Below are 23,093 nucleotides of genomic sequence, written 5' to 3'. Positions count from 1 at the left end.
AAGTAGAGAGTTGAATCGAGAACATGGCATCACGGTTGCAGGCCCGACTATTCAGCCGAGCCTGAACAACATGACTGCCGCTGAGCGTATTAAACCGCTTTGACTTCCCGCAGATTGAAGATGTCCTGCTTGCTATAGCCCAAGCTCGCGAGTACTTCGTCGGTGTGTTCTCCCAGCAATGGTGACGCCGTCACCTCCGGCTTCATATCCGAAAACTTGATCGGGCTGCCCACGGTCAGATACGAACCGCGCTTACTGTGCGGTACCTCGACGATCGTGCCACTGGCACGCAACGACGGATCGTTAGCCAGTTCCTTCATGGTCAGCACCGGCGCACACGGAATGTCGAACTTGCGCAAGATGTCCACCGCTTCGAATTTGGTCTTGTCGGCCAGCCACCCTTCGATCGTCTTGAAGATCTCGAAGATATGCGGCTGGCGCGCTTCCGCGGTCTTGTAGGCCGGATCGTCGATCCACTCGGGTTTGCCGAGCGCCTTGCAGATCGGCTCCCACGCATGGCCCTGGATCGTGAAGTAGATGTACGCATTCGAATCCGTTTCCCAGCCCTTGCATTTGAGCACCCACCCCGGCTGACCGCCTCCGCCCGCGTTGCCGCCGCGCGGCACCACGTCGCCGAATTCGCCGTGCGGGTACTGCGGATATTCCTCGAGATACCCCACCCGTTCCAGCCGCTGCTGGTCGCGCAGTTTCACCCGACACAGGTTAAGCACGCTGTCCTGCATCGACACCGCGACCTTCTGGCCTTTGCCGGTTTTGTCGCGCCCGAGCAGCGCGGTCAGAATGCCGATTGCCAGATGCATGCCGGTGTTGCTGTCGCCGAGCGCCGCGGCGCTAATGGTCGGCGGACCGTCCCAGAAGCCGGTGGTGGAGGCCGCGCCACCCGCGCATTGCGCGACGTTTTCATAGACCTTCAGGTCGTCGTAGTGATGGCCGTCGCTGAAGCCCTTCACCGAAGCGACGATCATCTTCGGATTCAATTCGTTCAGACGTTCCCACGAAAAGCCCATGCGGTCCAATGCGCCGGGACCGAAGTTCTCGACGAGCACGTCGGATTCGCGGATCAGTTTCTCGAGGACTTCCTTGCCTTCGGGTTTTTTCGTGTCCAGCGTCAGCGACTTCTTGTTGCTGTTGAGCATCGTGAAGTACAGCGCGTCGGCATCGGGTATGTCGCGCAACTGGTTGCGCGTCACGTCGCCGGAACCCGGCCGTTCGACCTTGATGACGTCCGCGCCGAACCAGGCGAGCAACTGCGTGCACGCAGGGCCGGCCTGGACGTGCGTGAAGTCGATGATCTTGATGCCGTCGAGAGGTTTGGTCATGGTGATAGCTCCTGGGTTGCCCGGATTACTTTTTCATTGCCGCGCTTTGCGGATTCAGATTGGTCAGGCGGCCGCTTTCGGTGCCGGCCGCTTCGTCGATCACGGCGTTGATCAACGTCGGCTTGCCCGATGCGATGGCCTCGACCAGCGCCTTCGTCAGTTCTTCCGGCGTCGTCGCGTGGTGGCCGACGCCGCCAAAGGCTTCGATCATCCTGTCGTAACGCGCGCCCTTCACGAACACGGTCGGCGCGACGTCCTTGCCGCCGGTCGGGTTCACATCGGTGCCGCGATACACGCCGTTGTTGTTGAATACTATGGTGCAAACCGGCAGGTCGTAACGGCAGATGGTTTCGAGTTCCATGCCGCTGAAACCGAACGCGCTGTCGCCTTCTATCGCAACGACCGGTTTGCCGGTCGTCACCGCCGCACCGATCGCGAAGCCCATGCCGATGCCCATGATTCCCCACGTGCCCGAGTCGAAGCGTTTGCGCGGCTCGGCCATGTCGATGATGCTGCGCGCGTAGTCGAGCGTATTCGCACCTTCGTTGACGACATTGATGTCCGGGCGCGTCTTCAGCACATCGCGAATCGCCCGCAGTGCACTGTGAAAATTCATCGGCGACGGATTCTGGTCGAGCGTCGCGGCCATCTTCGCGAGATTTTTATTCTTGCGTTCGGCGATCGCGGCGGTCCATTCGGTGTTCGACTTCATGAAGCTCGAATCGACACCGGCGCGCAGCGCCGCCACGCACGAGCCGATATCGCCGATCACCGGCGCGGCAATCGCGACGTTGCTGTCGATTTCGGTCGGCGAAATATCCACCTGAACAAACTGCTTCGGCGCCCCGCCCCACGTCTTGCCTTTACCGTGCGACAGCAGCCAGTTCAAACGCGCGCCGATCAGCACGACGACGTCGGCGTTCTCCAGCACGAACGAGCGCGCCGCGGACGCCGATTGCTCGTGCGTATCGGGCAGCAGACCTTTGGCCATCGACATCGGCAGATACGGAATGCCGCTTTGCTCGACGAACGCGCGAATTTCCGCATCGGCCTGCGCGTAGGCCGCGCCCTTGCCGAGCAAAATCAGCGGACGTTTGGCGTTCTTCAATACGTTGAGCGCGCGCTCGACCGATTCCGGCGCCGGCAACTGACGTGGTGCGGCGTCGACCACTTTCACCAGCGACTGCTGCGCCTTGACGACGTCGAGTGTTTGCGCGAGCAGTTTGGCCGGTAGATCCAGATACACGCCACCGGGCCGGCCCGACACCGCGGCACGAATCGCCCGCGCCACGCCAATGCCGATGTCCTCCGCATGCAACACGCGATACGCTGCTTTCGCGTACGGTTTCGCCGCATTCAACTGATCCATTTCCTCGTAATCGCCCTGCTGCAAGTCGACGATCTCGCGTTCGCTGGACCCGCTGATCAAAATCATCGGGAAACAATTGGTGGTCGCGTTGGCGAGGGCCGTCAGGCCGTTCAGGAAACCCGGCGCCGATACCGTCAGGCAAATGCCCGGCTTCTTGGTAATAAAGCCGGAAATGGCCGCCGCGTTGCCGGCGTGTTGCTCATGACGAAAGCCGATGAAACGCATTCCTTCCGCTTGCGCGAGCCGCGCCAGGTCGGTGATAGGAATACCGACCAGGCCAAAGAGTGTGTCGATGTCGTTCAGTTTCAGCGCATCGATGACGAGATGGAATCCATCGGTCGTCTCAGTGGCCTGCTGTTTCGACGTAACGTCTGCTGCGGGCTGGTCGGCTTCTGCCATGACTTCTCTCCTGGGTGGCGGGTCGTTATGAGGTGTGGTTCAAGCGGCGCGGTCGTGTTATCGATCATTCACGCGAGCCGCTGGACAAAGGTTGCAGTCGGGCTTCGGCGATTGCCGCGCCGGCCGGCGCGCCCGAGTTGTCGATCCAACGCTTTCTCATCGGCGCGAGGACAAACTTCGCGGAGACGGCGGCGGCGATCGAGATCACCGCTGCCGAGATAAACACCGTGCTCCATCCGCCGTTCGCCGAGAGCAGCGAGGCGAGCGGCACCAGCATCGACGCGGTGCCCTTCGCGGTATAAAGCGTCCCGGCGTTCGCCGCGGCGTATTTGCTGCCGAACGTATCCGCGCAGGTGGCCGGGAAGATCGAAAAGATCTCGCCCCAGCACAGGAACACGGCAGCGGCGAAGAACATGAAGGCGTACGGGTTGTGGCCGAACTGCATCAGCCCGAGCAACGCGACGCCTTCGCCGAGAAAGATCATGAACATCGTGTTTTCGCGGCCGATGCGGTCCGATAGAAAACCGCACAACGGACGGGTGAAGCCGTTACACAGATTGTCGATCGACAGCGTCATCGTGAGCAGCGGCAGCGTGATGCCCATCAGGCTGACCGGCAATTTCGCGAAGCCGTATTCCTTCGCAATCGGCCCCAACTGCGCGGTCGCGATAATGCCGCCAGCGGCCACGAACACGAACATCAGATAGAGCACCCAGAACAGCGGCGAGCGGATCATCTCGCCGGGCGTGTAGTCGATCTTGCTGGCGACCACACGTTTAGCCGCGATCGCGCCGACAGGTGGCTTGGGACGCACCAGCATCGTGGCCAGCAGCAGAATGCAAACGCCCTGAAAAATACCGAAGAACATGAACGTATGCTCGTAGCCCGAGCGCTGGATCATGTTGGCGATCGGAATCACCGTGACGGCCGCGCCGGCGCCGAAGCCCGCCGCGGTCAAACCGGCGGCGAGGCCGCGCTTGTCCGGAAACCATTTGAGCGCCGTGCCGACGCAGGTGCCGTACACGCAGCCCGCGCCGACACCGGCAATGACGGCCGCGACGTACAGCGCGGCGAGGCTGCTTGCATGCGCGTCGATGATCCAGCCGAGCGCCGCGCACAGCGAGCCGCCGATCACCACGGGACGCGGGCCGAACTTATCGACGAGCCAGCCTTCGACAGGCACGAGCCAGGTTTCGGTGACGATAAAGATCGTGAACGCGGTCTGGATCGCCGCCTGGCCCCAATGGTGGGCGTTGTCCATCGGCACGACGAACAGCGTCCATGCATATTGCAGGTTCGCCACGAGCCCCATGCACACGACGCCGATCGCGAGTTGCGCCCAGCGGTGATGCCAGAAGGCGGTGCGGCCGCTCTCCGGGACGTTGGAATGTTCCATGTCTGCGTCTCCTGCATGTTCCGTCGCGCTCGAACGGCGCGTGGGACTTACGTGATCGAATCGCTTCGCTGCCGGTCTGAGTGCAATGAAGCGCCAATGGTCGGCCAGAGGGAACTCGTTGTACGTGCAACCAGCCGGTAGCAGGCGGTTGGGGTCGTAGCGTGTCTGAGTGGATGCTGCGCGTGAAGATGGATAAGTAAAAATTAAAACATTTTATGGTTTGTATTAGGTATGCCTAATAGACCGGTCGCCGCCCCGCTCCATCGGTTGATGGGTAATGGTGTTCGCTGCCGGGACGAGTGAGATCGCATTGCGGAGGGGGTTCGGGTAAACCAACGCATAAACGAAGAGCTATGGTTTTTAGAAAAAACTTTGACTGTTGTTTATCGATTCGCCCTTCTACTCTCCGTTCATGCCACTTGCCATGAGGAGATTGACCATGAACGCCTCGCCAGTCGAAGCATCCGATCCCGCGCTCGACGCGGAAATCCAGGCGCAGTTATGCGCGTACAACGCCGCGTTCGACGAACTCGGCCTGCGTTTTCGTTGGGACGTGCGCACGCTCGCGTCGCTGGCCGGGATAGACGGCGAGCGGGAGCAGATCGAGGCCTACATCGAAGCGCACCATGCGCACTTGCTGAAGGCCTATAGCGCGGTGTTTTTGAGCGAGGCGATTCTTGAGAAAAAGCGCCTGCGTTATCCGGCGTGCTTGCAGATTCAGGGTGCGAGCGCGCCGCAGATGAACCGCGCGCTGCCCCGGCAAGCGGCGATCAGCCGGAGCGAGCGGCTTTCGTTTGAGATGGAGTTGCCCGCGCTGGCCGGTATCTAGACGCGGCGCAACACGTTCAAAGCATTTTTATTGCGCGTGGCGAGTGGCCGGGACATCCCCGGCCACTCACCCATCGATCGCCCAGATGCCGGGCAAGCGCGCATCAGACCGGGTTCAACGCAGCGCGCCCATCCAGCACGGCGGCGACGTTGTCCAATGCGGTGAAACCCATCTGGTCGCGCGTCTCGATCGTGGCACTCGCCATGTGGGGTGTCAGGAACACGTTATCGAGTCCCGCGAAGCGCGGGTCGACGTTGGGTTCGTGCTGGTAGACATCGAGACCCGCGCCGAACAGATGTCCCGATGTCAGCGCGTCATACAGCGCATCTTCGTCGACCAGACCGCCACGCGCCGCGTTGATGAATACCGCCCCCTTGCGCAGTAAGCCGAACTCTTTTTTCGCCATTAGCGGGACACCGCCACCCGGCACATGCAGCGTGAGCACCTGGCATTGCGGCAGCATGTCGTCGAGGCTGGCGTAAAACGTCGCGCCATTCTCCAGCGCCGCATCCGCGCGCCGCACGTCGGTGTAGATCACGCGCATGCCGAAACCTTGCGCACGCTTCGCGACCGCACGGCCAATGCGCCCAAATCCGACGATACCGAGCGTCTTGCCGTTCACGCGCGTGCCCAGCATGTCGGTCATACCGAACGACTTACCCCAGCCGTTGCGCATGATCCGTTCGTATTCCGACGCGCGGCGGCACGCCGCCAGCACCAGCAGCAGGGTGAAGTCGGCGGTGCATTCGGTCAACGCGTCAGGCGCGTTCGTGACGGCGATGCCCCGTTCACGGGCGGCGGCGACGTCCATGTGATCGAAGCCCGCGCTGGCGTTGGCAATGATCCTGACTGTCGACGGCAGCGCGGCAATGTGCTCGGCCTGCAAGCCGGACTTCTTGCCGATCAGGATGGCCGGCACGTCGTGCCGGTTGCAGAAGTCGACGACCGACGCCGAGTCCATATCGGACTCGGTCACGAACGCGTGGAAGTCGGCCTCGGCGCGATTCGCCACGGCGGCGGGGACTTTTCGCGCAATCAACAGACGGGTGCGGTGAGTTTGCGACATGATTTTTCCTTCGAGGGAGTGACGTCGAGAGCCTACGAAACCGCCGACTCGGACGTCAATATTGATTCGATCAATCAACTCCTGCGCCCCCTCTTTCGTGCCGGTACGGCGCACGTCGCGCCGCCCGATGTCCTGCCCCTCTCCCTGCAATCGATCGCCTCAGGAAAACCCTGGGGCATTCCCGCCCGCCAAGCCCTTGGATGTTGATTCAATCAATCAAGCTTGCTCAACGACGAGGGCGAATGCAACTCTGTTTCCCATGTTCAATGGAATGCCCAGGAGGAAATGAAATGCCTGCATCGAAACAATTCGCCGCGGTGACGGGCGCCGGTTCCGGCATTGGCCGCGCCACCGCCGTGGCGCTCGCCGAAGCCGGGTTCACCGTCGCGCTGATCGGGCGCCGAGCCGAGCCGCTGCTGGAAACGAAAGAAGTCATCGGCGTGGCCGGTGGCGAGGCGCAGGTATTTCAGGCCGACGTCAGCAACGCCGCCTCGGTCGACCAGGCTTTTTTGCACATCGCCGCGGCATTCGGGCGGCTCGACGTGCTCTTCAATAACGCGGGCCGAAACGCCGGCGCCGTTCCGCTCGAAGACTACGACACCGATTTCTGGAACGACGTGGTGGCCACCAATCTGACCGGCGTGTTTCTGTGCGCACGGGCCGCGTACCGTTTGATGAAAGCGCAGTCGCCGCAAGGCGGGCGCATCATCAACAACGGCTCGATCTCCGCGCACGCGCCGAGGCCGCATACCATCGCTTATACGGCGACCAAACATGCGGTGACGGGTATCACCAAATCGATTTCGCTGGACGGACGCGCGTTCAATATCGCTTGCGGTCAGATCGATATCGGCAACGCAGCGACCTCGCTCACGGAACGGATGAACAAGGGCGTCCTGCAAGCGGATGGACGCATGGCGCCCGAAGCGAGAATGGACGTGACGCACGTGGCCAACGCGGTCGTGCACATGGCCAGCCTCCCGCTCGAAGCGAATGTGCTGAACATGACCATCATGGCGAGCGCAATGCCGTTCGTGGGCCGCGGATAAATCGTCATTCAGCCAGATATAAAAAAACCAGCTGGCCCCTGTTTGGAGACACCGATGAAAGTCGCAGAGGAACACAGCTTGCCGGCTGGCAATCCGGCTTACGCGGACACCACGAAACGCTCGAGAGTCCGCTACGTCGTGCTCTCGATGCTGCTCGTGGCGACCGTCCTCAATTACGTGGATCGCTCGGCGCTGGGCATCGTCGCACCGGGTCTTTCTAAAGGGCTGGCGCTCAACCGGATGGAAATGGGCGAGCTGTTTGCAGGATTCGGCCTCGCCTATTCCATTGCGTTGGTGCCGGGCGGCGTGCTGACCGACGTGCTCGGTTCGCGCCTCGCCTACGCACTGTCGCTGGTCGGCTGGTCGTTCGCCACGCTGACGCAGGGTCTCGCGACCGGTTACCACATGCTGCTCGGCTCGCGGCTCGCCATCGGCGCGCTTGAAGCGCCGGCCTTTCCTTCGAACGCGCGCGCCGTCACGTTATGGTTTCCTGCCCGCGAGCGCGGCTTCGCGACCAGCGTCTACGTGATGGGGCAATACATTGGGACGCCGTTGTTCACCGGCCTGTTGCTGTGGATCTCCGCTTCGTACGGTTGGCGCGCGGTATTTTTCGTGACGGGCGGCTTCGGCATTCTGTTCAGTTTTGTCTGGTATCGGATTTATCGCGATCCGCAGCATCATGCAAGCGTGAATGCCGCCGAACTGAACTACATCAACGAAGGCGCTACCGCCACGCGCAAGCCGCGCGAAAAGTTCAACTGGCGCCTGGCGCTCAAGCTGCTCAGCTACCGGCAGGTGATCGCTATCTGCATCGGCAAGTTCTGCAACAACACCTTGCTGGTGTTCTTCACCACGTGGTTCATGACCTATCTGATCGAAGCGCGGCACATGTCGATGATCAAGGTAGGGATTTTCCAGGCGCTGCCTTTTATCGGCGCGACACTCGGCATTCTGATCGCCGGATTGCTGTCGGACTTTTTTATCCGGCGCGGCGTCTCGCTGTCCACCGCACGCAAAGCGCCGCTCATCATCGGCACCCTGCTCGGCGCGTCGATCATGCTGGTGAATTTCGTCGAATCGAATGAAGGGGTGATCGCCATTCTGACGATCGCGTTCTTCGCGCAAGGCGTCGGCTCGATGTCGTGGGCCGCCGTCTCCGAAATCGCGCCACGGCAATACGTGGGCCTGACCAGCAGCATCACCAGCCTCGCGGCCAATATCGCGGCGGTCACCACGCCGCTGATGATCGGCTACATCACCCAGCATACCGGCCACTTCTACTGGGCACTCAACCTGATGGGCGGCATCTGCCTGGTCGGGACGCTCTCGTACTCCGTGCTGCTAGGGAAGCTTTCGCGCATCGAACTGTAATGCGTTCGACTATCCGGAGAAACTGAATGATCGAATTCAAGTGGGATCATCTGCAACTGTGCTCGGCGGACGCCGAAGCCACCGCCGCATGGTTCGCACGCTGCCTGAACGCCGAGATCATGCGTCGGCCTGGGCGAGTGGATGTGCGGTTAGGCAGCATCAATCTGTTCATCACGCCGCTGCCTGGCGCGCCAGGCGGCCGGCCGCTTCAGGGCGAGAAAGCCCAGGGTATCGACCATTTCGGCGTGCTCGTGGACGACCTCGACGCCGCGTTCGACCACCTGGTGCGCTGCGATGCGGAAATCGTCGAACCGGTCAAACAGGTCCGCGCTGGAGTCCGAGCCTGCTTCGTGCGATCGCCGGGCGACATCCTCATCGAGATTCTGGAGCGCCGTCCCGCCGAGATGACTTTTACCTGAAACAAGGCCAGAATCGACCCAGCATCGGCCGTGGGTGCAGGCAATCCGCGAGCCGTGTCGACCGTTCCGTGCGGCCCTTTTCTCTCGTATCACCGCGCCCGATATCCCATGCGAAACTGGATCACGCTAACCGAAGCGGCTCGACAACTCGGCGTGCAGGCGCAGACCGTCTACGCCTACGTCAGCCGCGGCAATATCGCGGTGATGCCGGATCCGCTCGATCCGCGCAAGAGCCTCTATCGTGCCGAGGACGTCGCCGCGCTGTGCCGCAAGAAGCAGGTGGGACGCAAACGCGAGGCGCTCGCCGCCGGCACGATATTCGGTGCGGAGCCCTGCATTTACAGCGGCATTACCACCTTCTCGAAAGATCGCCCGTATTACCGGGGACGCGACAGCATCCGGCTGTCGGAAACTGCCACGCTCGAAGAGGTCGCGGCCATTCTCTGGAATGCGCGCGCACCGATTGCCTTCGATACCGGCGACTTGCCGCTACAAGGCGAGGAGCGAGGCAGGCAATGTGCGTTCACCTCGCTGGCGGCGCTCGCGGCTTGCGGGCACTCCACGCTAGGCCGCACCGACAGCGCCTTGCATGTCGAGGCCGGCCGGCTCGTGGCGCTGATCGCGCGAGCGTTCGGCGCGCGCGGCGACACGCCCGGGCAACACACCCATGAACAGCTCGCGCTCGGCTGGAGCCAAGACCGCGCCGGCGCCGAGTTGATCCGCCGCGCGATGGTGCTGGTCGCCGACCATGAGATGACGAGTTCGGCGTTCGCCGCGCGGATTACCGCCTCCACCGGCGCCTCGTTGCCGGGCTGCCTGCTCACGGGGCTCGCCACCTTCTCCGGCCCGCTCCACGGCGACGCATCAGGTCGAGTGCGAGCCGTGTTCGACGACGTCGAGCGACTCGGTGCGGAAAACGTGGTGGCCCATCACTTACGCTCGGCCATTCCCATTCCGGGCTTCGGACATCATCTGTATCCGGACGGCGATACGCGCGCGGCCGCCCTGCTCGACGTGCTGGATCCGCCCGCAGAGATTATGTCGTTCATCGCGCGGGTGGTAGCGCTGACCGGGCTCAAACCGAATATCGACGTCGCGCTTGCCAGCCTGGCGGCGCAACTTGCGCTCCCTCGCGATGCGTCGTTCGCACTGTTCGCCACGGCGCGCAGCGTGGGTTTGCTCGCGCATTGCATCGAGCAGCTGCGGGTGGGCAAGGTGATCCGGCCACGCGGACGTTACACCGGACGCGCGCTGGAAGACGCGAGCGCGGCGCCGCCCGAAGCCGATGCCGGTAAGCCGCTCGACCCGGTCACGCTCGACAAGAATCGCGTGTTCAAAACGGTGGGGCGCTGAGCAGGCGCACCACCGCACGGGCTTCAATGCTGGTTGATGGTTTCGAGCGACAGTCCCTTCGTAGCGGGCCCAAGCAGGATCATGCAGATGGCGACCAGCATGGAAACCCCGATAAAAGCCGCAACCCCCGGCACGCCGTAGCCGTGTAACAGAATGCCGATGGCGAGGCCGGCGAAGGCGGCGGAAATCCGGCTCCATGAATAGACAAAGCCGATTGCCCGGGCGCGTATCCGGGTCGGGAAAAGCTCTGCCTGGTAGCCGTGATACGCATAGGACATGATGTTCGCCGCCAGCGTGAAGAGCACGCCGAGTACGGTCAGGATCCAGGGCGTCGACACTTGCGAAAAGACCGCGATCACCACGGCCATCGTGATGAGTCCGCCGCAGATCTGGGTTTTGCGTTCGAGTTTGTCGGCGAACAACGTCCCGATGAGCGGACCGAAAGGATTGGCGATCGCGATAACGAACGCATAACCCAGGCTTGCCGTGACGTGAATGCCCCGATGGATCAACAACGTCGGCACCCACGCGGCAAAGCCGTAGAAGCCGATCACCTGCGCCATATTGAAGATCGACAGAATGATCGTCCTGCGCCGATAACCGGGGGCGAAGATTTCCCTGAACGCGCCGCGCCCCTCTTTCTCGGGTTCCACCGCTTGCGGCGGCGGCAACGCGATGCCTTTCTCGAGCGAGACGCGTCGCTCGATCTCGGCGACGATCCGTTCGGCTTCGTCGAAGCGGTTATGCCGTGCGAGCCAGCGTGGGCTTTCCGGAATGTTGCGCCGCAAGAACCAGACGGCGACGGCGCCGACCGACCCGATCAGGATCACCACGCGCCAATAGTCGAGGCCGAGCGGTTTGGTGCCGTTCAACGCGTACGCGAGAAACGCGACCACCGGCACGACCGAGAACGTGATGAATTGATTGACCGAATACGCGCGACCGCGCTCCCGGCTCGGAATCAGTTCGGAAATATAAGTGTCGATCGTCACCAGTTCGACACCAATGCCGATGCCCGCGACGAAGCGCCAGATATTGAGTGCGAACCCGGTCGTCTGGAACGCCATGATGATCGTGCAGACCATGTACCAGACCAGCGACCAGGTGAAGATCACGCGCCGCCCGAAGCGGTCCGCCACATAACCCAAGGTCAGCGCGCCGACCCATAGGCCCGCGAACGTGGCAAAGACAAAGGTGCCGAACCCCGCCACGGCGAGTGGCGCGAGCGCGGCGAACGGGCCCAGCGATTCGGGCTTGAATAGCCCGGACTGCACCATTCCCGGGGCGACATAGCCGGTGAAGAACAGATCGTAGAACTCGAACACGCCGCCGAGCGAGATCAGGATCACCATGATCCAGACAGTGCGCGAAGGGGGAAGCCGGTCGAGACGTGCGGCAATTTCAGCGGCCTGCTGGTTGGACATAGTCGCCTCTTGTTTCTTGTTAGAAAGGACCGCAATGAAATGAGCGCCTTCGGCAGTGGCCCTGGCGGCTGAATGAAGACGACGTGGCTTCATCGTTCATCGGTAGCCAAGACACGTTTTGCAATCTCCCATAGGATCGGCCGGTTCTGCAATACGCATGAACACTGAGGCGCTACTGCGATGTCCAGGACACGACACGAACGTCACGTGCGTCGGTTGAGTGCGGCGTCCTGATCGAGCGTAAGACTTTCATAAGCCAATGAAATACGTCTGCACATCCATTTCCTCGGACCAGATCTGAACGTCGAGCATTTCGCCGAATTCAACCGGCGCGCCATCGTACATGCAGCAAAATCCCTGCGCCGTGCGGTAAACAATCACCCATCCGCATGCGGGCGCCTTCTCTACTGTTTGCTTCTGAGTTGAGACGTTTTTCAGTGCGTCGAAATGCAACGCTTTGCTTATGCGTTTGCATGCCGCATCCAACTCATGTACCAGTTTCACGGTTCGCTCCTTTGCGACAGATCCCGCGCGACAGCATGCTATTCGCTCCTGCCGCCTAGCCGGGAAATATCCTGATGCTGCTCGCCACGGCGTCGGCGATGTGCTCTTTCGCGATGATCCCAAGCACGCGCGCGGGACCGTGTCCCTCGTGCCGCCCCACCACGACCGCCATCATGGCGTGCTGTTTCCACAACTGCGTAATCACACCGAAAGCTACGTCGTTTTCTCGCACGACGATGAAATTCCGTTGCGCCAGCGCGCCAAGCGAAATATCCGATTCGCTTTCGCTCACCGCCCGGCGCAGCCCCGTGTTGATACGTAAGACGCCATAGATCTCGTGCTCGCGCGTGACGACTACGTGCCGGAATGCCGGGCCCTCCGAACGGGTCAGCAAGTCACGGAACGGCACCTGGGCGTCGAGCACGAAGACGTCGGTTTCCATCACCTGAGCCGCGTTCTGCACGAGAAACATGTTGGCGTGCATCGCATTCGGAATCGGGTGGCCGCGCCGTACCAGCTTGAGCGTATAGATGCTTTCCGGCGACAACAGCCGGCGCGCGCCTAAGCTGAACGCCACCGCGAGAATCATCGGCAGCACGATGTCGTAGTCGCGCGTCATTTCGAAGATCATCGCCACCGCGGTCATCGCGGCGCCGGTGCCGCCGCCGACCATTGCGCCCATGCCCACCATCGCAAAAGCCGGCGCGCTAACCGGCGCGCCGGGCATGACCATCGCGACCAGCGATGCAAAAGCGGCACCAAGCGTGGCGCCGATAAAGAGCGACGGGGAGAAAACGCCGCCCGATGAGCCCGACCCCAGACTGACCGATGTCGCCAGCGTCTTGCACAGTGCGAGCATCAATAGAAACGCACCGCCCTGAAGCTGACCGTAGAGCGTCGCCTGAATCGTGGCATAGCCCACGCCTTCCACGTAATAGTGACCCGCAAGGCGGAACAGCAGATACATCGTCATGCCGACCAGCAGCATCCCGCAGGCGTGCCGCTGATAACGCCCCGGTATGAGGTCAAAAGCGTCCTCGGCCCAATGCAACGCACGGATCAGCAACGCTGCCGCAGCGCCCGTCACGGTGCCGAGCAGCGCATAGAGAATCAGCGTCAACGCGCTGCCTGGCTGATTCGGAATGGCGCCGAGTTGCGCCGGGACAAAGAACGCCGGGGCGTCACCAAAGAATAGCCGCCCCAAAAACGTCGCCGTGCCGGTTGCGATCGCCACCGGTAAGAACGTGTTGACGCTGATCTCCGGCATCATCAGTTCGGTGGCGAACAGCACGCCGCCGATCGGCGTGTTGAAAGTCGCGGCGATACCGGCTCCTGCCCCTGCCGCCACCAGCGTGATGCGTTGCCCTGCGGACATCCGTACGACCTGTCCGAGCGTCGAGCCGAGTGCCGAGCCGATCTGGATAATCGGCCCTTCGCGGCCCACCGCGGCGCCGGAACCAATCGCGAAAGCAGACGCAATCGACTTCACCACCGCCACGACCGGGCGAATCACACCACGTTTGTAATAGATCGCGTCCATGACCTCGGGCACGCCGTGACCTTTGGCCTCCGGCGCAAACGTGCTGACGATCCATGTGACCACGAGGCCGCCCAGCACAGGCACGAGAATCACGAACGCACCCCACGGGGATGCCGCGGTGAAATGACTCGCGTCATAGGCGAACGACAGACGGCCGAGAAAGAACGCGTTGTGCACGAGCCCAATCAAGGCGCGAAATACGACCGCGCCGAACCCCGTGACGATACCGACGACAAACGCGAGCAGACAAAGCCAACGCAGAGCAAGGGGCTCAACGGCATCGTCGTCCTGATGGCTGACCGCGCGCGGTTGGAGCGGCGCCACCTTGACGTGGCGCGATTCGCTTCTTTCTGTCTGATCAGGCCGATCGGCGTCGCCCGGCATCGTATGAGGTCCTCAGAGCACTGCGGGTTCGCGGGCCGAACCGCCGGCGCCGACCTCCAGCGCCTCGATTCGCCGCCGACGAGTCCGTTCTCCGGCAGCGAACGCCGCGTTACTCAAACGCCGAACGCGGCATGACGGTATATGTCACCCTGTGATCTATCATAGTGTGAGGAAGCCGGGTTTCCCAATTTCTTTCCGGACCGAGGCGGGCAAGGCGGGATTTACCCGTCCTCATGCTCAAGACGGCGTGCGGTCGAACGCCCATCCGAACGCCTCGATTTCCAGCTTGTGTTTCGACGCGAGTCGCGCGAGGCACTGCTCCCCTTTGAGTGTCAGGTGCACTTCGACCTGACGCCCGTCAGCCCGGCTTGCGTGGCGCGAGACAAGGCCGTTTGCCTCGCAGCGCGACACCAGCGCAACGGTACCGTGCGGCGCCGCCTGAAGCCGCTCCGCCAGTTCCCCGACCGTTGCCCAGTCACGGCCCGAGAAACCGCGGACGTGCAGCATCAGTTGATATTGCAGCGGCGTAATACCTTCGGCATGGGTCACTTCCTCCGAGAAGCGAAGAAATCGACGCAACTGATAGCGAAACAGCGACATCGCTTCAAGGTCTTCTTTGGCCGGCATGCCTACTGGAACTGCAGGTTTCCTGCGCGTCGTCATGCTCTAGGCTCTCGTGATCGAAATGGGCGGTTTGATCCGCCATCATACTCACGATGCCCCCCATCAAACGACGTTTTCCCACGCAGGGCGTGGGAGTCCGTCAGCAGAGGACCGAATTCAGCGCGCCGCCGCAATCGATTCGAACAACGCGAGATTCAGCCGCTTGACTTCGTTGTTCGTCGGGTCCGGCTGCGAAGAGAACTTGGCGATCACCGTCTCGCGTAACGGATCGACGTACAGCCACTGGCCATGAATGCCGATCGCGAAGCACGCGCCGCTGGCGTTGCCGACCTGATACCACTTGTTGCGATACTTGCCGTTCGGCAGCCAGTCCGAAAAGCTGCCCCGGCGCCACGCTTCGGCGCTGCCGCCCGTCAGCGTGTCGTTCATCCAGTCCGCCGCGATCAGCCGGCGTCCGTCGACCACGCCACCGAGACGCACCAGCTCGCCGATCCTCGCCAGATCGCGCACCGTCATGCACAGGCCACCGCCCGAGCGCGCGGTGCCCGCGATGTCCACCGTCACGCAACCGTCCTGGCGCAGCCCCAACGGTTGCCACAGACGCGCCGACGCGAAGTCCGCATAGCGCTGGCCCGACGCGCGCTCGATCACAAGCCCGAGCACGTCCGAGTTCGGGGAGCAGTAATGAAACGGGCCACCGTGCTCCCCTGCCCCTTTGCGCAGCAACGCGAGCAGCTCGATCACCGTCTCGGCCGGCTCACCGTCGCGCCGCGGGTCCAGCAGACCGGCGCGGCGATAACGCGCGTAGATGCCGTTCGCGTTGAGGTAGTCTTCGTCGAATTCAAGGCTCGTGCGCATATCCAGCACATGCCTGACACGGGCATCGCCGAACGCCGAGCGCGCGAGCTCCGGCACGTAGTGCGCGACGGGCGCTTCAGGGTCCAGAAGCCCATCGCCGACGAGCATGCCGGCGAGCAGCCCCGCCACCGACTTGCTGGCTGAAAACAGAATATGGCGGCTTTGCAGCGTGAAATGCGGGGCGTGAAACTCGGCGACGAACCGCCCGCCTCGCATTACCGTGAGCGCGTCGGTCGAGGTCTGCCGCAGAATCGAGGCGACCGTGCGGCGTTCGCCGTCGTGCGTCAATTCGTGTGCGTTGAGCGCGTCGGCGTCGAGCTTGGGTTCTTCGGCAAGACCTTGCGTGGCCGCGATGCGCGCCGTCGGGATCAGTTCGTGAACGTGGCGAAACGCCCAGACGTTCCAGGGCGCTTCGCGCCAGTTGCCATGCCGCACACTGTCGCGGCGAAAACCGTAGTCGTTTTCGAAGCTTGAAGAAATCATCTTGACTGCAGTCTCCTGAGGCGGTCGATCGTGAAAACGCGAGGGCATCAATGAACGTGCTGCAGGAACTCGCGAAAGCGGTCCCCAGGCGGCGTCGACAGCATCTCGGCGGGCTTGCCGTCGTGCACCACGCGGCCCGCTTCCATGAACAGCAGGCGCGAACCCACGCGCTGTGCGAAGCCCATTTCGTGCGTGACGACGACCATCGTCATGCCCTCGCCGGCGAGCGTCTGCATGACCTTGAGGACTTCCTGGCGCAATTCGGGATCCAGTGCCGAGGTCGGTTCGTCGAACAGCATCAGCTTCGGCTGGACCGCCAGCGCTCGCGCGATCGCGACGCGTTGCTGCTGACCGCCGGAAAGCTGCGACGGATAGTGCTGCATCCGCTCGGCCAGGCCGACTTTGTGCAACAGCGCCCCGGCGATCTCGCGCGCTTCCGCCTTCGTCTGGCCGCGTGCGCGAATCGGTCCGAACATGACGTTCTGCAGCGCGGTCAGGTTCGGAAACAGGTTGAACTGCTGGAACACCATGCCGGCTTCGAGCCGGATGCGTCTGACGTCGCGCGCGGAGCCCAGCACGCTGATGTCGTCCACGCGCAGATCGCCGGCGCTGATGGTTTCGAGTCCGTTGATGCAACGTAGCAGCGTCGATTTGCCCGAGCCGGACGGGCCGACGATCACGGCGACCTCGCCGCGTTCGATAGCGAGATCGAGCGGGTGCAGCACGACGTTGTGGCCGAAGCGCTTCGAGACTTGCTTGAATTCGATCATGCTCATGGCAAACGCACGCTCCGTTCGAGCACTCGCAGACTCAGCGCGAGCAGGCTGATCACGAGCAGATAGATGATTGCGACGGCGGTCCAGATTTCCACCGCCCGAAAGTTCTCGGCCATGATCTCCTGGCCGCGCCGGGTCAACTCACCCACGCCGATCACGAGAAAGATCGAGGTGTCCTTGACCAGATTGACGAACTGGTTGCCCATTGCCGGCAGCGCGCGCCGAAACGCGATCGGGCTGATGACGTGAGCCAGCACCTTGTGAAACGGCAGGCCCATCGCGAGTCCGGCCTCGCGCAGTCCGAGCGGCACACCATCCAACGCGCCGCGGATGATTTCCGCGTTATACGCCCCTGAATTAACGATCAGCGTGATGATCGCGGCGCTGGTCGCGCTGATGCGGATATCCATCATGATCGGCAGCGCGAAGTAGACGAACATCACCTGCACCACGATCGGCGTGCCGCGAATCAAGGCCACGTAGACCTGTGCCGGGATGACGGCGAGCCGGCCGCCGTAGGTCAGCGCCACGCCCGCGAGGACGCCGAGCACGATGCCCCCGCCGAGCCCGGCGAGCGCGATCAGGAGCGTGAGCCGCAGACCCTGCAGCAGGTCCGGCAGCGCGGCAAGCACTGCTGCCCAGTCGAAGCTCATGACGCCGCCTCGCCGAACCATTTGCGATTGAGCGCCTGGAGCCGTCCGTCGGCCCGCATGGCGGCGAGCTGAAGGTTGGCCGCGGCGACCAGCGGACTGCCTTTCTGGAAGCCCATGCCGACATCGAGTCCTTCCAGCGGCGGCTGCACCACCCGGACCTTGCCCTTGCCGGCGGTGTTGGCGTAATACAGCAGTTGCGGCTTGTCGTAGACCACCGCGTCGGTGCGACCCGCTTCCAGCGCCAGCAGCGCGTTGTTGATGCTGGGCAGTTGTTCGAGCGTGGCGTCCTTGACGTGGTCCTTGATGTAGGCCACCGCGACCGTGCCCGTTTCGGTGCCGATGTGTTTGCCGGCCAGATCGGCGGGCGTATGGATGCTGGTGTTGTCGATGCGGGTCAGCGCGATCAGGCCGCTCTTGTAGTACGGCGTCGAGAAGTCGATCACCTGCTGGCGCTCCGGCTTGATAAAGAGCTGCGAGACGATCACGTCGAGGTTGTGCGTCTGCAGCGCCGGGATCAGTGCACCGAACTCCATCGGTTGCAAACGCCATTTGCGATTCAGGCCTTTGGCGACCTCGCCCCAGACTTCGACGTCGAAGCCGGAATAGGTGTCGCCCTGCTTGAACGCGAACGGCGGAGCGCCCACGTTGGAACCGACCACCAGTTCGGCATCGGCGGCCAGCACTGAGCGGGACAGCAGAATGGCGGGCCCGGCAGCCAGGCCGAGTTGCAGCAGTTGACGGCGATTCATGGTTGTTACTCCACGGTAGGTGATCGTGCCCGGCGCGCCGTTTTCAGCGCGGCCGGATGGTGTGTCATGCGTCGGTGTCGCTACGGCTGCCGCGGCGTTTCAGCGGAATGCGGATGCCGCTCGTGCGTCAGCGCCACGGTGAGTTCGATTTCGAGCAGGCCGCAGCTCGGCAGACTGGAGACGCCCAGCGCCGATCTCGCATGCCGGCCGTTATCGCCGAACACGTCGTGCAGCACCGCCGAGGCTTCATCCAGCACCGCGCTGTGGTTCACGAAACTGGGCACGGTATTGATGAAGCCGCGCAGGAACAGGACGCGTTCGACCGCGCTCGACGCCGGCAGCGCGGCCACGAGCGCGCTCAGCGCGCGCAGCACGCAGGTTTGCGCCGCGTACTGGAAGACGCTCAACGGCGTGTCGCGATCCACCGGCCCGGCGATGATCCCGTCGGCGGTACGGCTCACCTGACCGCTGACATAGGCGATGCCGTTGTGAATCACGACGCCCTGATAGGCGCCGCGCGGCACCGGCGCGGGCGGCAGCGTCATGCCCAGTTGCGCGAGCCGGGCTGGAATGTCGATCGTCATGACGGCGCTCCGCTGGGCTCGCCGCTGTGTGCCTCGAGGCGAACCGGACCGCCGAGCCAGCAGCCGTCAGGGCGGCCGGATTCGGCGCCGGCTTCGAAGCTGAAGCGCACCGAGATCTGCGACGGCCGTTGCATCGCGCGTCCCTGACGGATCGTGATGGTTCGCGTGGACGCTTCCACCATGCCATTGGCGAGCAAACCGAACGACAGCGCGGACGCCGCGATTCCCGTGGCCGCGTCTTCCGGATAACCGGAGGCGCGCGGAAACTGTCGGGCGTCGAAGATTTGCCGGCCGGCGTCTAAGGTCGCGTAGGGATAGAGGCCGGTGGAGCCGATGCGCTCGCACAGGGCTTCGATTTTCTCGAAGCGCGGGGCGAGCGCGTCGAGACAGGCGGGACTGGCCAGTGGAATCAGCGTTTTGACCCGGCTGGTGCAGGCGTTCTGGATCGGCAGCGGCGCCAGTTGCGCGGCGCTGATGCCGAGCGCGTCGAGGATCTCGTCGCGGCTGAGTTGCGCTTGCGGCAACGCTTCGATCCGGCCCACGGGTTGGGAGATTTCGACTGCGGCGCCTTCCGGCGTGGCGCCGGTGATGCGCACGCCGACCCGGCCGCTGCGGGTCTGGACGGTAAGCCGGTCGCGCTGCAAGCGCCCGTGTCGATGCAGCAGCCAGACCGCGCCGACCGTGGCGTGACCGCACATCGGCATTTCGTGGTTCGGGACCCAGAAGCGAAACTCGTAATCGCAATCGGAATCAGGCGGAGCCGGCAGCACGAAGCCGCTTTCGTGGCCGTAATGCTGCGCGACCTGCTGCATGTCGCTGTCGGATAGGCCGGCGGCGTCGACCACGATCGGTGCGGGGTTGCCGCCGCCGGGACCGGCGGCGAACACGCTAACGAGTTCGACTGTATGACGTAAAGACATGGCGGCGTGAGCCCCGCTGGCCGGGGGATGTGTTTCCATCCGCCCAGATTACGGGGATCGCCGCCGCGCCGCGCGTTCGAACGGGCCCTAAGATTTGACCGAACGGGCCACGCCGGCGCGCAACTCGGACGGCGAATGGCCGCCGATGCGACGCATCGCGCGCGAGAGCGCTGCGCCGCTTTCGAAACCGACGCGGAACGCCACCTCGCCGACCGGCAGGTCCGTTTCGGCGAGCAAACGGCGAGCGTTCTCGTAACGCACCTGTTGCTGGAATTCGCCGATGGAGCGCCCGGTGTTTTCGCGGAACAGGCGCGTCATGTGGCGACGCGAGATGCCGAAACGCTCTTCCAGCGTGTCGAGCGGAATGTCCTGGTCGGCATGACGGGTCAGGAAGGCTTCGAGGTCGGCCACGAGCGCCATGCCGTGCTCGCGCGGCGAGGTTCCGGGTTCCGTTTTGCCCGCGATCACCTCGCCGATGCACTGCATCAATAGCGCCGACGAGAGCGCCTGGCGGGTCGCCGCGCTGCCGTAGGCGTCGCGGTCGTTGCGCAACGAGAGTTCCTGCAAGGTGCGGATCGCGGCGGTCCGGCGCACGAGGATCGGGTTGCGCGTGCGGCGGCGGAACTCGCCCAGCGAGCCGACCCCGACGTCGAGCTTATGCAGCGCGTCACCGGTCACGTAGACGGCGACGTGCGTGTGCGTGCCGCAGCCCGCGCGGGTTTGATGGGCACGGCCCGACGGCACCACCGCGAAGCGGTCCTGCGATAGCCAAGTGCCCGCGCGACGGTCTTCATGCCGCAGCTCCACCGCGCCGTGGCTCGGCAGGATGAACATCAGGCAGTCGTGCCAGTGCCACGGCATCGCATAGGTGCCGCCGCCGGTGAGCGTTGCGTGGCCGTCGTCGGCAGCGACCAGCAGGTCCTTGTTGACCGGCTGGCAGAGTTGATCGAACGAACGCAGCATGGCGGTACTCCTGGGCGATACGAAACCGGTGTCACACCGTTCGCCGGCCGGGACGACGCTTGATTCGCAAGCCGCTGGGCAAGGCGGCGGCCGGGGATGAACGGGTTCCGACGCAGGATAGCAACTCAAAATAGCGGCGGGTATCGGGCTTCGCCCTGTCGACTGCGTGTCACCGAACGCCGCTCATTCCACCTGACGAAGCTCCCGTCGCAGGATCTTGCCCACTGGCGATTTCGGCAGCGCGTCGACGAAGCGGACGACCTTCGGCACTTTATAAGCGGCCATGCTGGCGCGGCAGTGGGCGATTAACGCCTGCTCCGTGACGTCGGCCTCGGAGGTCTTGACGACGAAGAGCTTGAGCGCCTCGCCGGTCCGTTCGTCCGGCACGCCGATGCAGGCGCATTCGGCGATGCCGGGGAACGCGGTCGCGACCGCTTCCACTTCGTTCGGATACACGTTGAAGCCCGACACGATGACCATGTCTTTCTTGCGGTCGACAATCCTGAGGAAGCCCTCTGCGTCGAAGACGCCGATGTCGCCGGTGCGGAAATAACCCTCGTCGGTAAACGCCTTCGCATTCGCCTCCGGCTGATTCCAGTAGCCCAGCATGACTTGCGGCCCCTTGACGCAGATCTCGCCGGCCTCCCCCACGCCGACCGCCCGGTCCTGCTCGTCCAGCAGCGTCACATCCGTGGATGGCACGGGGAACCCGACGGTGCCCGTGAACGCGGCGATGGACTGTGGGTTGAACGTGACAATGGGCGACGTCTCCGACAAGCCGTAGCCCTCTCGGATAAAGCTGCCGGTGAGGCTTTCCCAGCGCGCCGAGACGACGTCGATCACCGCGGTGCCGCCGCCGGCGCCGAGCCTCAGGCGCGACCAGTCCACCTCCGTCAGTCGCGGGTGGGCCACGAGGCTCGCGTAGAGCGTGTTGACGCCGGCGAAGACGGTCGGCCGCGCCGCCTTCAGCACGTCGATGAAGGCATCGCCGTCGCGTGGATTGGCCACCAGCCAGTTCGCCGCGCCGACCGAGAAGAAGGTGAGGAAATTCACCATCAGCGCAAAGATGTGATACAGCGGAATCGCGGTAACGACCACCTCTTCGCCGGGTCGCTGCACGTCGGGCATGAAGGCCTTGAACTGCTCGATGTTGGCGACCAGATTGCGGTGCGACAACGCAGCGCCCTTTGACGGACCGGTCGTGCCGCCCGTGTATTGCAGGAACAGCAGGTCGTGGCCGCCCACCTCCACCGGTTCCAGTTGCAACTTCTCACCCTGAGCGATCGCGGCGGAGAACGTGACGGCATCGCTCAACGATGCATCGACGGCGGGTCCTGGAATCGCAGCGCCGCCGCTGTTGCCACCGCTTTTACCCCAGTCGCCTGGGCTGACCGTGATAACGGTCCTGATACGCGTCTTGCCGATCACCTGGGCCAGCGTCGGTGTCGAGCCGTTGTACACCACGACGACTTCGGCGCCTGCGTCGTTGAGTTGATGCTCGAGTTCGCGCGCGGTGTAGAGCGGATTGACGTTGACCTGGACCGCACCAATCTTTGCGATCGCAATGAACGCGATTGGAAACGCCAGCAGATTGGGCAGCATCACGGCCACCCGGTCAGCCTTCCTGACGCCCGCAACTTGCTGGAGATAAGCAGCGAACGCGTGCGAGGCACGGTCGACATCCGCGAAGCTCAGTGTCTGGCCAAACGCGTGGAACGCGGGTTTCCCGGCAAACTCGCGCATCGCGCCGTCCAGTAGCGCATTCACGGACGGATAACGGTCGGCGTCGATCTCGGCGGGGATCGAGCCATACGACTGGAGCCAGTGTCTCTTGTTCATGTTGGTTTTTCGCGCAAAGGCAGAGCTGCTGATGGTGCGACTATGGCGCGCCGTCCGCAACCTGCAAATGCTCTACGCGGCCAGAATCGTGATTGAAATGGACAAACCCGACCCTTGCGCGCCGTGAGCAACCTCGTTGCGGGACGACATGAGTGCTTCCCCGTAGGGGTAATCAGGGTGAACCCTATGGCATCGAAGCAC

General features: G+C 63.3%; 21 protein-coding genes. 5 read left to right on the top strand and 16 right to left on the bottom strand.

Features of this window, described 5'->3' with window-relative positions; all coding sequences use genetic code 11:
* Positions 1 to 89: 89 nt before the first annotated feature.
* The 3 genes from frc to oxlT all read right to left on the bottom strand — a co-directional run bounded on the left by frc (position 90) and on the right by oxlT (position 4,504).
* A complete protein-coding gene (gene frc / locus GGD40_RS02165; RefSeq protein WP_179742670.1) occupies positions 90 to 1,340 on the bottom strand; it encodes a formyl-CoA transferase in 1,251 nt (416 codons plus the stop codon).
* Between the two features lie 25 nt (positions 1,341 to 1,365).
* Complete coding sequence (gene oxc, locus GGD40_RS02160) at positions 1,366 to 3,108, bottom strand: oxalyl-CoA decarboxylase (protein WP_179704495.1); 1,743 nt, start codon at positions 3,106 to 3,108, stop codon at positions 1,366 to 1,368.
* Between the two features lie 64 nt (positions 3,109 to 3,172).
* Positions 3,173 to 4,504 carry an oxalate/formate MFS antiporter gene (gene oxlT / locus GGD40_RS02155; protein ID WP_179704493.1) on the bottom strand — a complete coding sequence of 444 codons (1,332 nt, stop codon included), beginning with the start codon at positions 4,502 to 4,504 and terminating at the stop codon, positions 3,173 to 3,175.
* Positions 4,505 to 4,943: 439 nt separating this feature from the next.
* On the opposite strand from oxlT, the gene GGD40_RS02150 reads away from it, so the two are divergent.
* On the top strand, positions 4,944 to 5,333 hold the full coding sequence (locus tag GGD40_RS02150) for a hypothetical protein (RefSeq protein WP_179742669.1): 390 nt from the start codon (positions 4,944 to 4,946) through the stop codon (positions 5,331 to 5,333).
* A gap of 103 nt (positions 5,334 to 5,436) precedes the next feature.
* On the opposite strand, the gene GGD40_RS02145 is transcribed toward GGD40_RS02150, so the two are convergent.
* Positions 5,437 to 6,399 (bottom strand): 2-hydroxyacid dehydrogenase, encoded by a 963-nt coding sequence (locus GGD40_RS02145; RefSeq protein WP_179704489.1) that lies wholly within the window; start codon positions 6,397 to 6,399, stop codon positions 5,437 to 5,439.
* Between the two features lie 290 nt (positions 6,400 to 6,689).
* Between GGD40_RS02145 and GGD40_RS02140 the strand changes: the two genes are divergently transcribed.
* The 4 genes from GGD40_RS02140 to GGD40_RS02125 all read left to right on the top strand — a co-directional run bounded on the left by GGD40_RS02140 (position 6,690) and on the right by GGD40_RS02125 (position 10,591).
* Positions 6,690 to 7,448, top strand: coding sequence for an SDR family oxidoreductase (locus GGD40_RS02140; RefSeq protein WP_179742668.1), 759 nt, complete (start codon positions 6,690 to 6,692; stop codon positions 7,446 to 7,448).
* A gap of 54 nt (positions 7,449 to 7,502) precedes the next feature.
* Positions 7,503 to 8,819 carry an MFS transporter gene (locus GGD40_RS02135; RefSeq protein WP_179704485.1) on the top strand — a complete coding sequence of 439 codons (1,317 nt, stop codon included), beginning with the start codon at positions 7,503 to 7,505 and terminating at the stop codon, positions 8,817 to 8,819.
* A gap of 26 nt (positions 8,820 to 8,845) precedes the next feature.
* On the top strand, positions 8,846 to 9,238 hold the full coding sequence (locus GGD40_RS02130) for a VOC family protein (protein WP_179742667.1): 393 nt from the start codon (positions 8,846 to 8,848) through the stop codon (positions 9,236 to 9,238).
* Positions 9,239 to 9,346: 108 nt separating this feature from the next.
* The gene (locus GGD40_RS02125) at positions 9,347 to 10,591 is read left to right on the top strand and encodes a citrate synthase (protein ID WP_179742666.1); all 1,245 of its coding nucleotides are present in this window, start codon (positions 9,347 to 9,349) and stop codon (positions 10,589 to 10,591) included.
* A 23-nt stretch (positions 10,592 to 10,614) separates the two neighbouring features.
* On the opposite strand, the gene GGD40_RS02120 is transcribed toward GGD40_RS02125, so the two are convergent.
* The 12 genes from GGD40_RS02120 to GGD40_RS02065 all read right to left on the bottom strand — a co-directional run bounded on the left by GGD40_RS02120 (position 10,615) and on the right by GGD40_RS02065 (position 22,892).
* Entirely contained in the window at positions 10,615 to 12,015 is a 1,401-nt protein-coding gene (locus GGD40_RS02120; protein WP_179704479.1) for an MFS transporter, read from the bottom strand.
* Between the two features lie 249 nt (positions 12,016 to 12,264).
* Positions 12,265 to 12,519, bottom strand: a complete 255-nt coding sequence (locus GGD40_RS02115) for a hypothetical protein (protein ID WP_179704477.1) — start codon at positions 12,517 to 12,519, stop codon at positions 12,265 to 12,267.
* A 55-nt stretch (positions 12,520 to 12,574) separates the two neighbouring features.
* Positions 12,575 to 14,383, bottom strand: coding sequence for a chloride channel protein (locus tag GGD40_RS02110; RefSeq protein ID WP_373565247.1), 1,809 nt, complete (start codon positions 14,381 to 14,383; stop codon positions 12,575 to 12,577).
* A gap of 297 nt (positions 14,384 to 14,680) precedes the next feature.
* Positions 14,681 to 15,070, bottom strand: a complete 390-nt coding sequence (locus tag GGD40_RS02105) for a MarR family winged helix-turn-helix transcriptional regulator (RefSeq protein ID WP_179742665.1) — start codon at positions 15,068 to 15,070, stop codon at positions 14,681 to 14,683.
* A gap of 153 nt (positions 15,071 to 15,223) precedes the next feature.
* A complete protein-coding gene (locus GGD40_RS02100; RefSeq protein WP_179742664.1) occupies positions 15,224 to 16,408 on the bottom strand; it encodes a serine hydrolase domain-containing protein in 1,185 nt (394 codons plus the stop codon).
* 47 nt (positions 16,409 to 16,455) lie between these two features.
* Positions 16,456 to 17,184: a glutamine ABC transporter ATP-binding protein GlnQ gene (glnQ, locus tag GGD40_RS02095; protein WP_306456568.1), complete on the bottom strand. Its 729-nt coding sequence runs from the start codon at positions 17,182 to 17,184 to the stop codon at positions 16,456 to 16,458.
* Positions 17,181 to 17,837: a glutamine ABC transporter permease GlnP gene (gene glnP, locus GGD40_RS02090; RefSeq protein ID WP_179704470.1), complete on the bottom strand. Its 657-nt coding sequence runs from the start codon at positions 17,835 to 17,837 to the stop codon at positions 17,181 to 17,183. Before glnP ends, glnQ begins: the two co-directional genes overlap by 4 nt.
* Complete coding sequence (locus GGD40_RS02085; RefSeq protein WP_257030315.1) at positions 17,834 to 18,586, bottom strand: transporter substrate-binding domain-containing protein; 753 nt, start codon at positions 18,584 to 18,586, stop codon at positions 17,834 to 17,836. The genes glnP and GGD40_RS02085 overlap by 4 nt, the downstream gene beginning before the upstream one ends.
* Positions 18,587 to 18,666: 80 nt before the next feature.
* Positions 18,667 to 19,170, bottom strand: coding sequence for a RidA family protein (locus tag GGD40_RS02080; protein WP_179742663.1), 504 nt, complete (start codon positions 19,168 to 19,170; stop codon positions 18,667 to 18,669).
* Positions 19,167 to 20,090, bottom strand: coding sequence for a PhzF family phenazine biosynthesis protein (locus tag GGD40_RS02075; RefSeq protein ID WP_179742662.1), 924 nt, complete (start codon positions 20,088 to 20,090; stop codon positions 19,167 to 19,169). The genes GGD40_RS02080 and GGD40_RS02075 overlap by 4 nt, the downstream gene beginning before the upstream one ends.
* Before the next feature lie 87 nt (positions 20,091 to 20,177).
* Entirely contained in the window at positions 20,178 to 21,053 is an 876-nt protein-coding gene (locus GGD40_RS02070) for an AraC family transcriptional regulator (RefSeq protein WP_179742661.1), read from the bottom strand.
* A 183-nt stretch (positions 21,054 to 21,236) separates the two neighbouring features.
* Entirely contained in the window at positions 21,237 to 22,892 is a 1,656-nt protein-coding gene (locus GGD40_RS02065) for an AMP-binding protein (protein ID WP_179744843.1), read from the bottom strand.
* Between the last annotated feature and the right edge of the window lie 201 nt (positions 22,893 to 23,093).

This window comes from Paraburkholderia bryophila (assembly GCF_013409255.1).
Taxonomy (GTDB): Bacteria; Pseudomonadota; Gammaproteobacteria; order Burkholderiales; family Burkholderiaceae; genus Paraburkholderia.
This window is presented reverse-complemented; position numbering and strand designations above follow the sequence as displayed.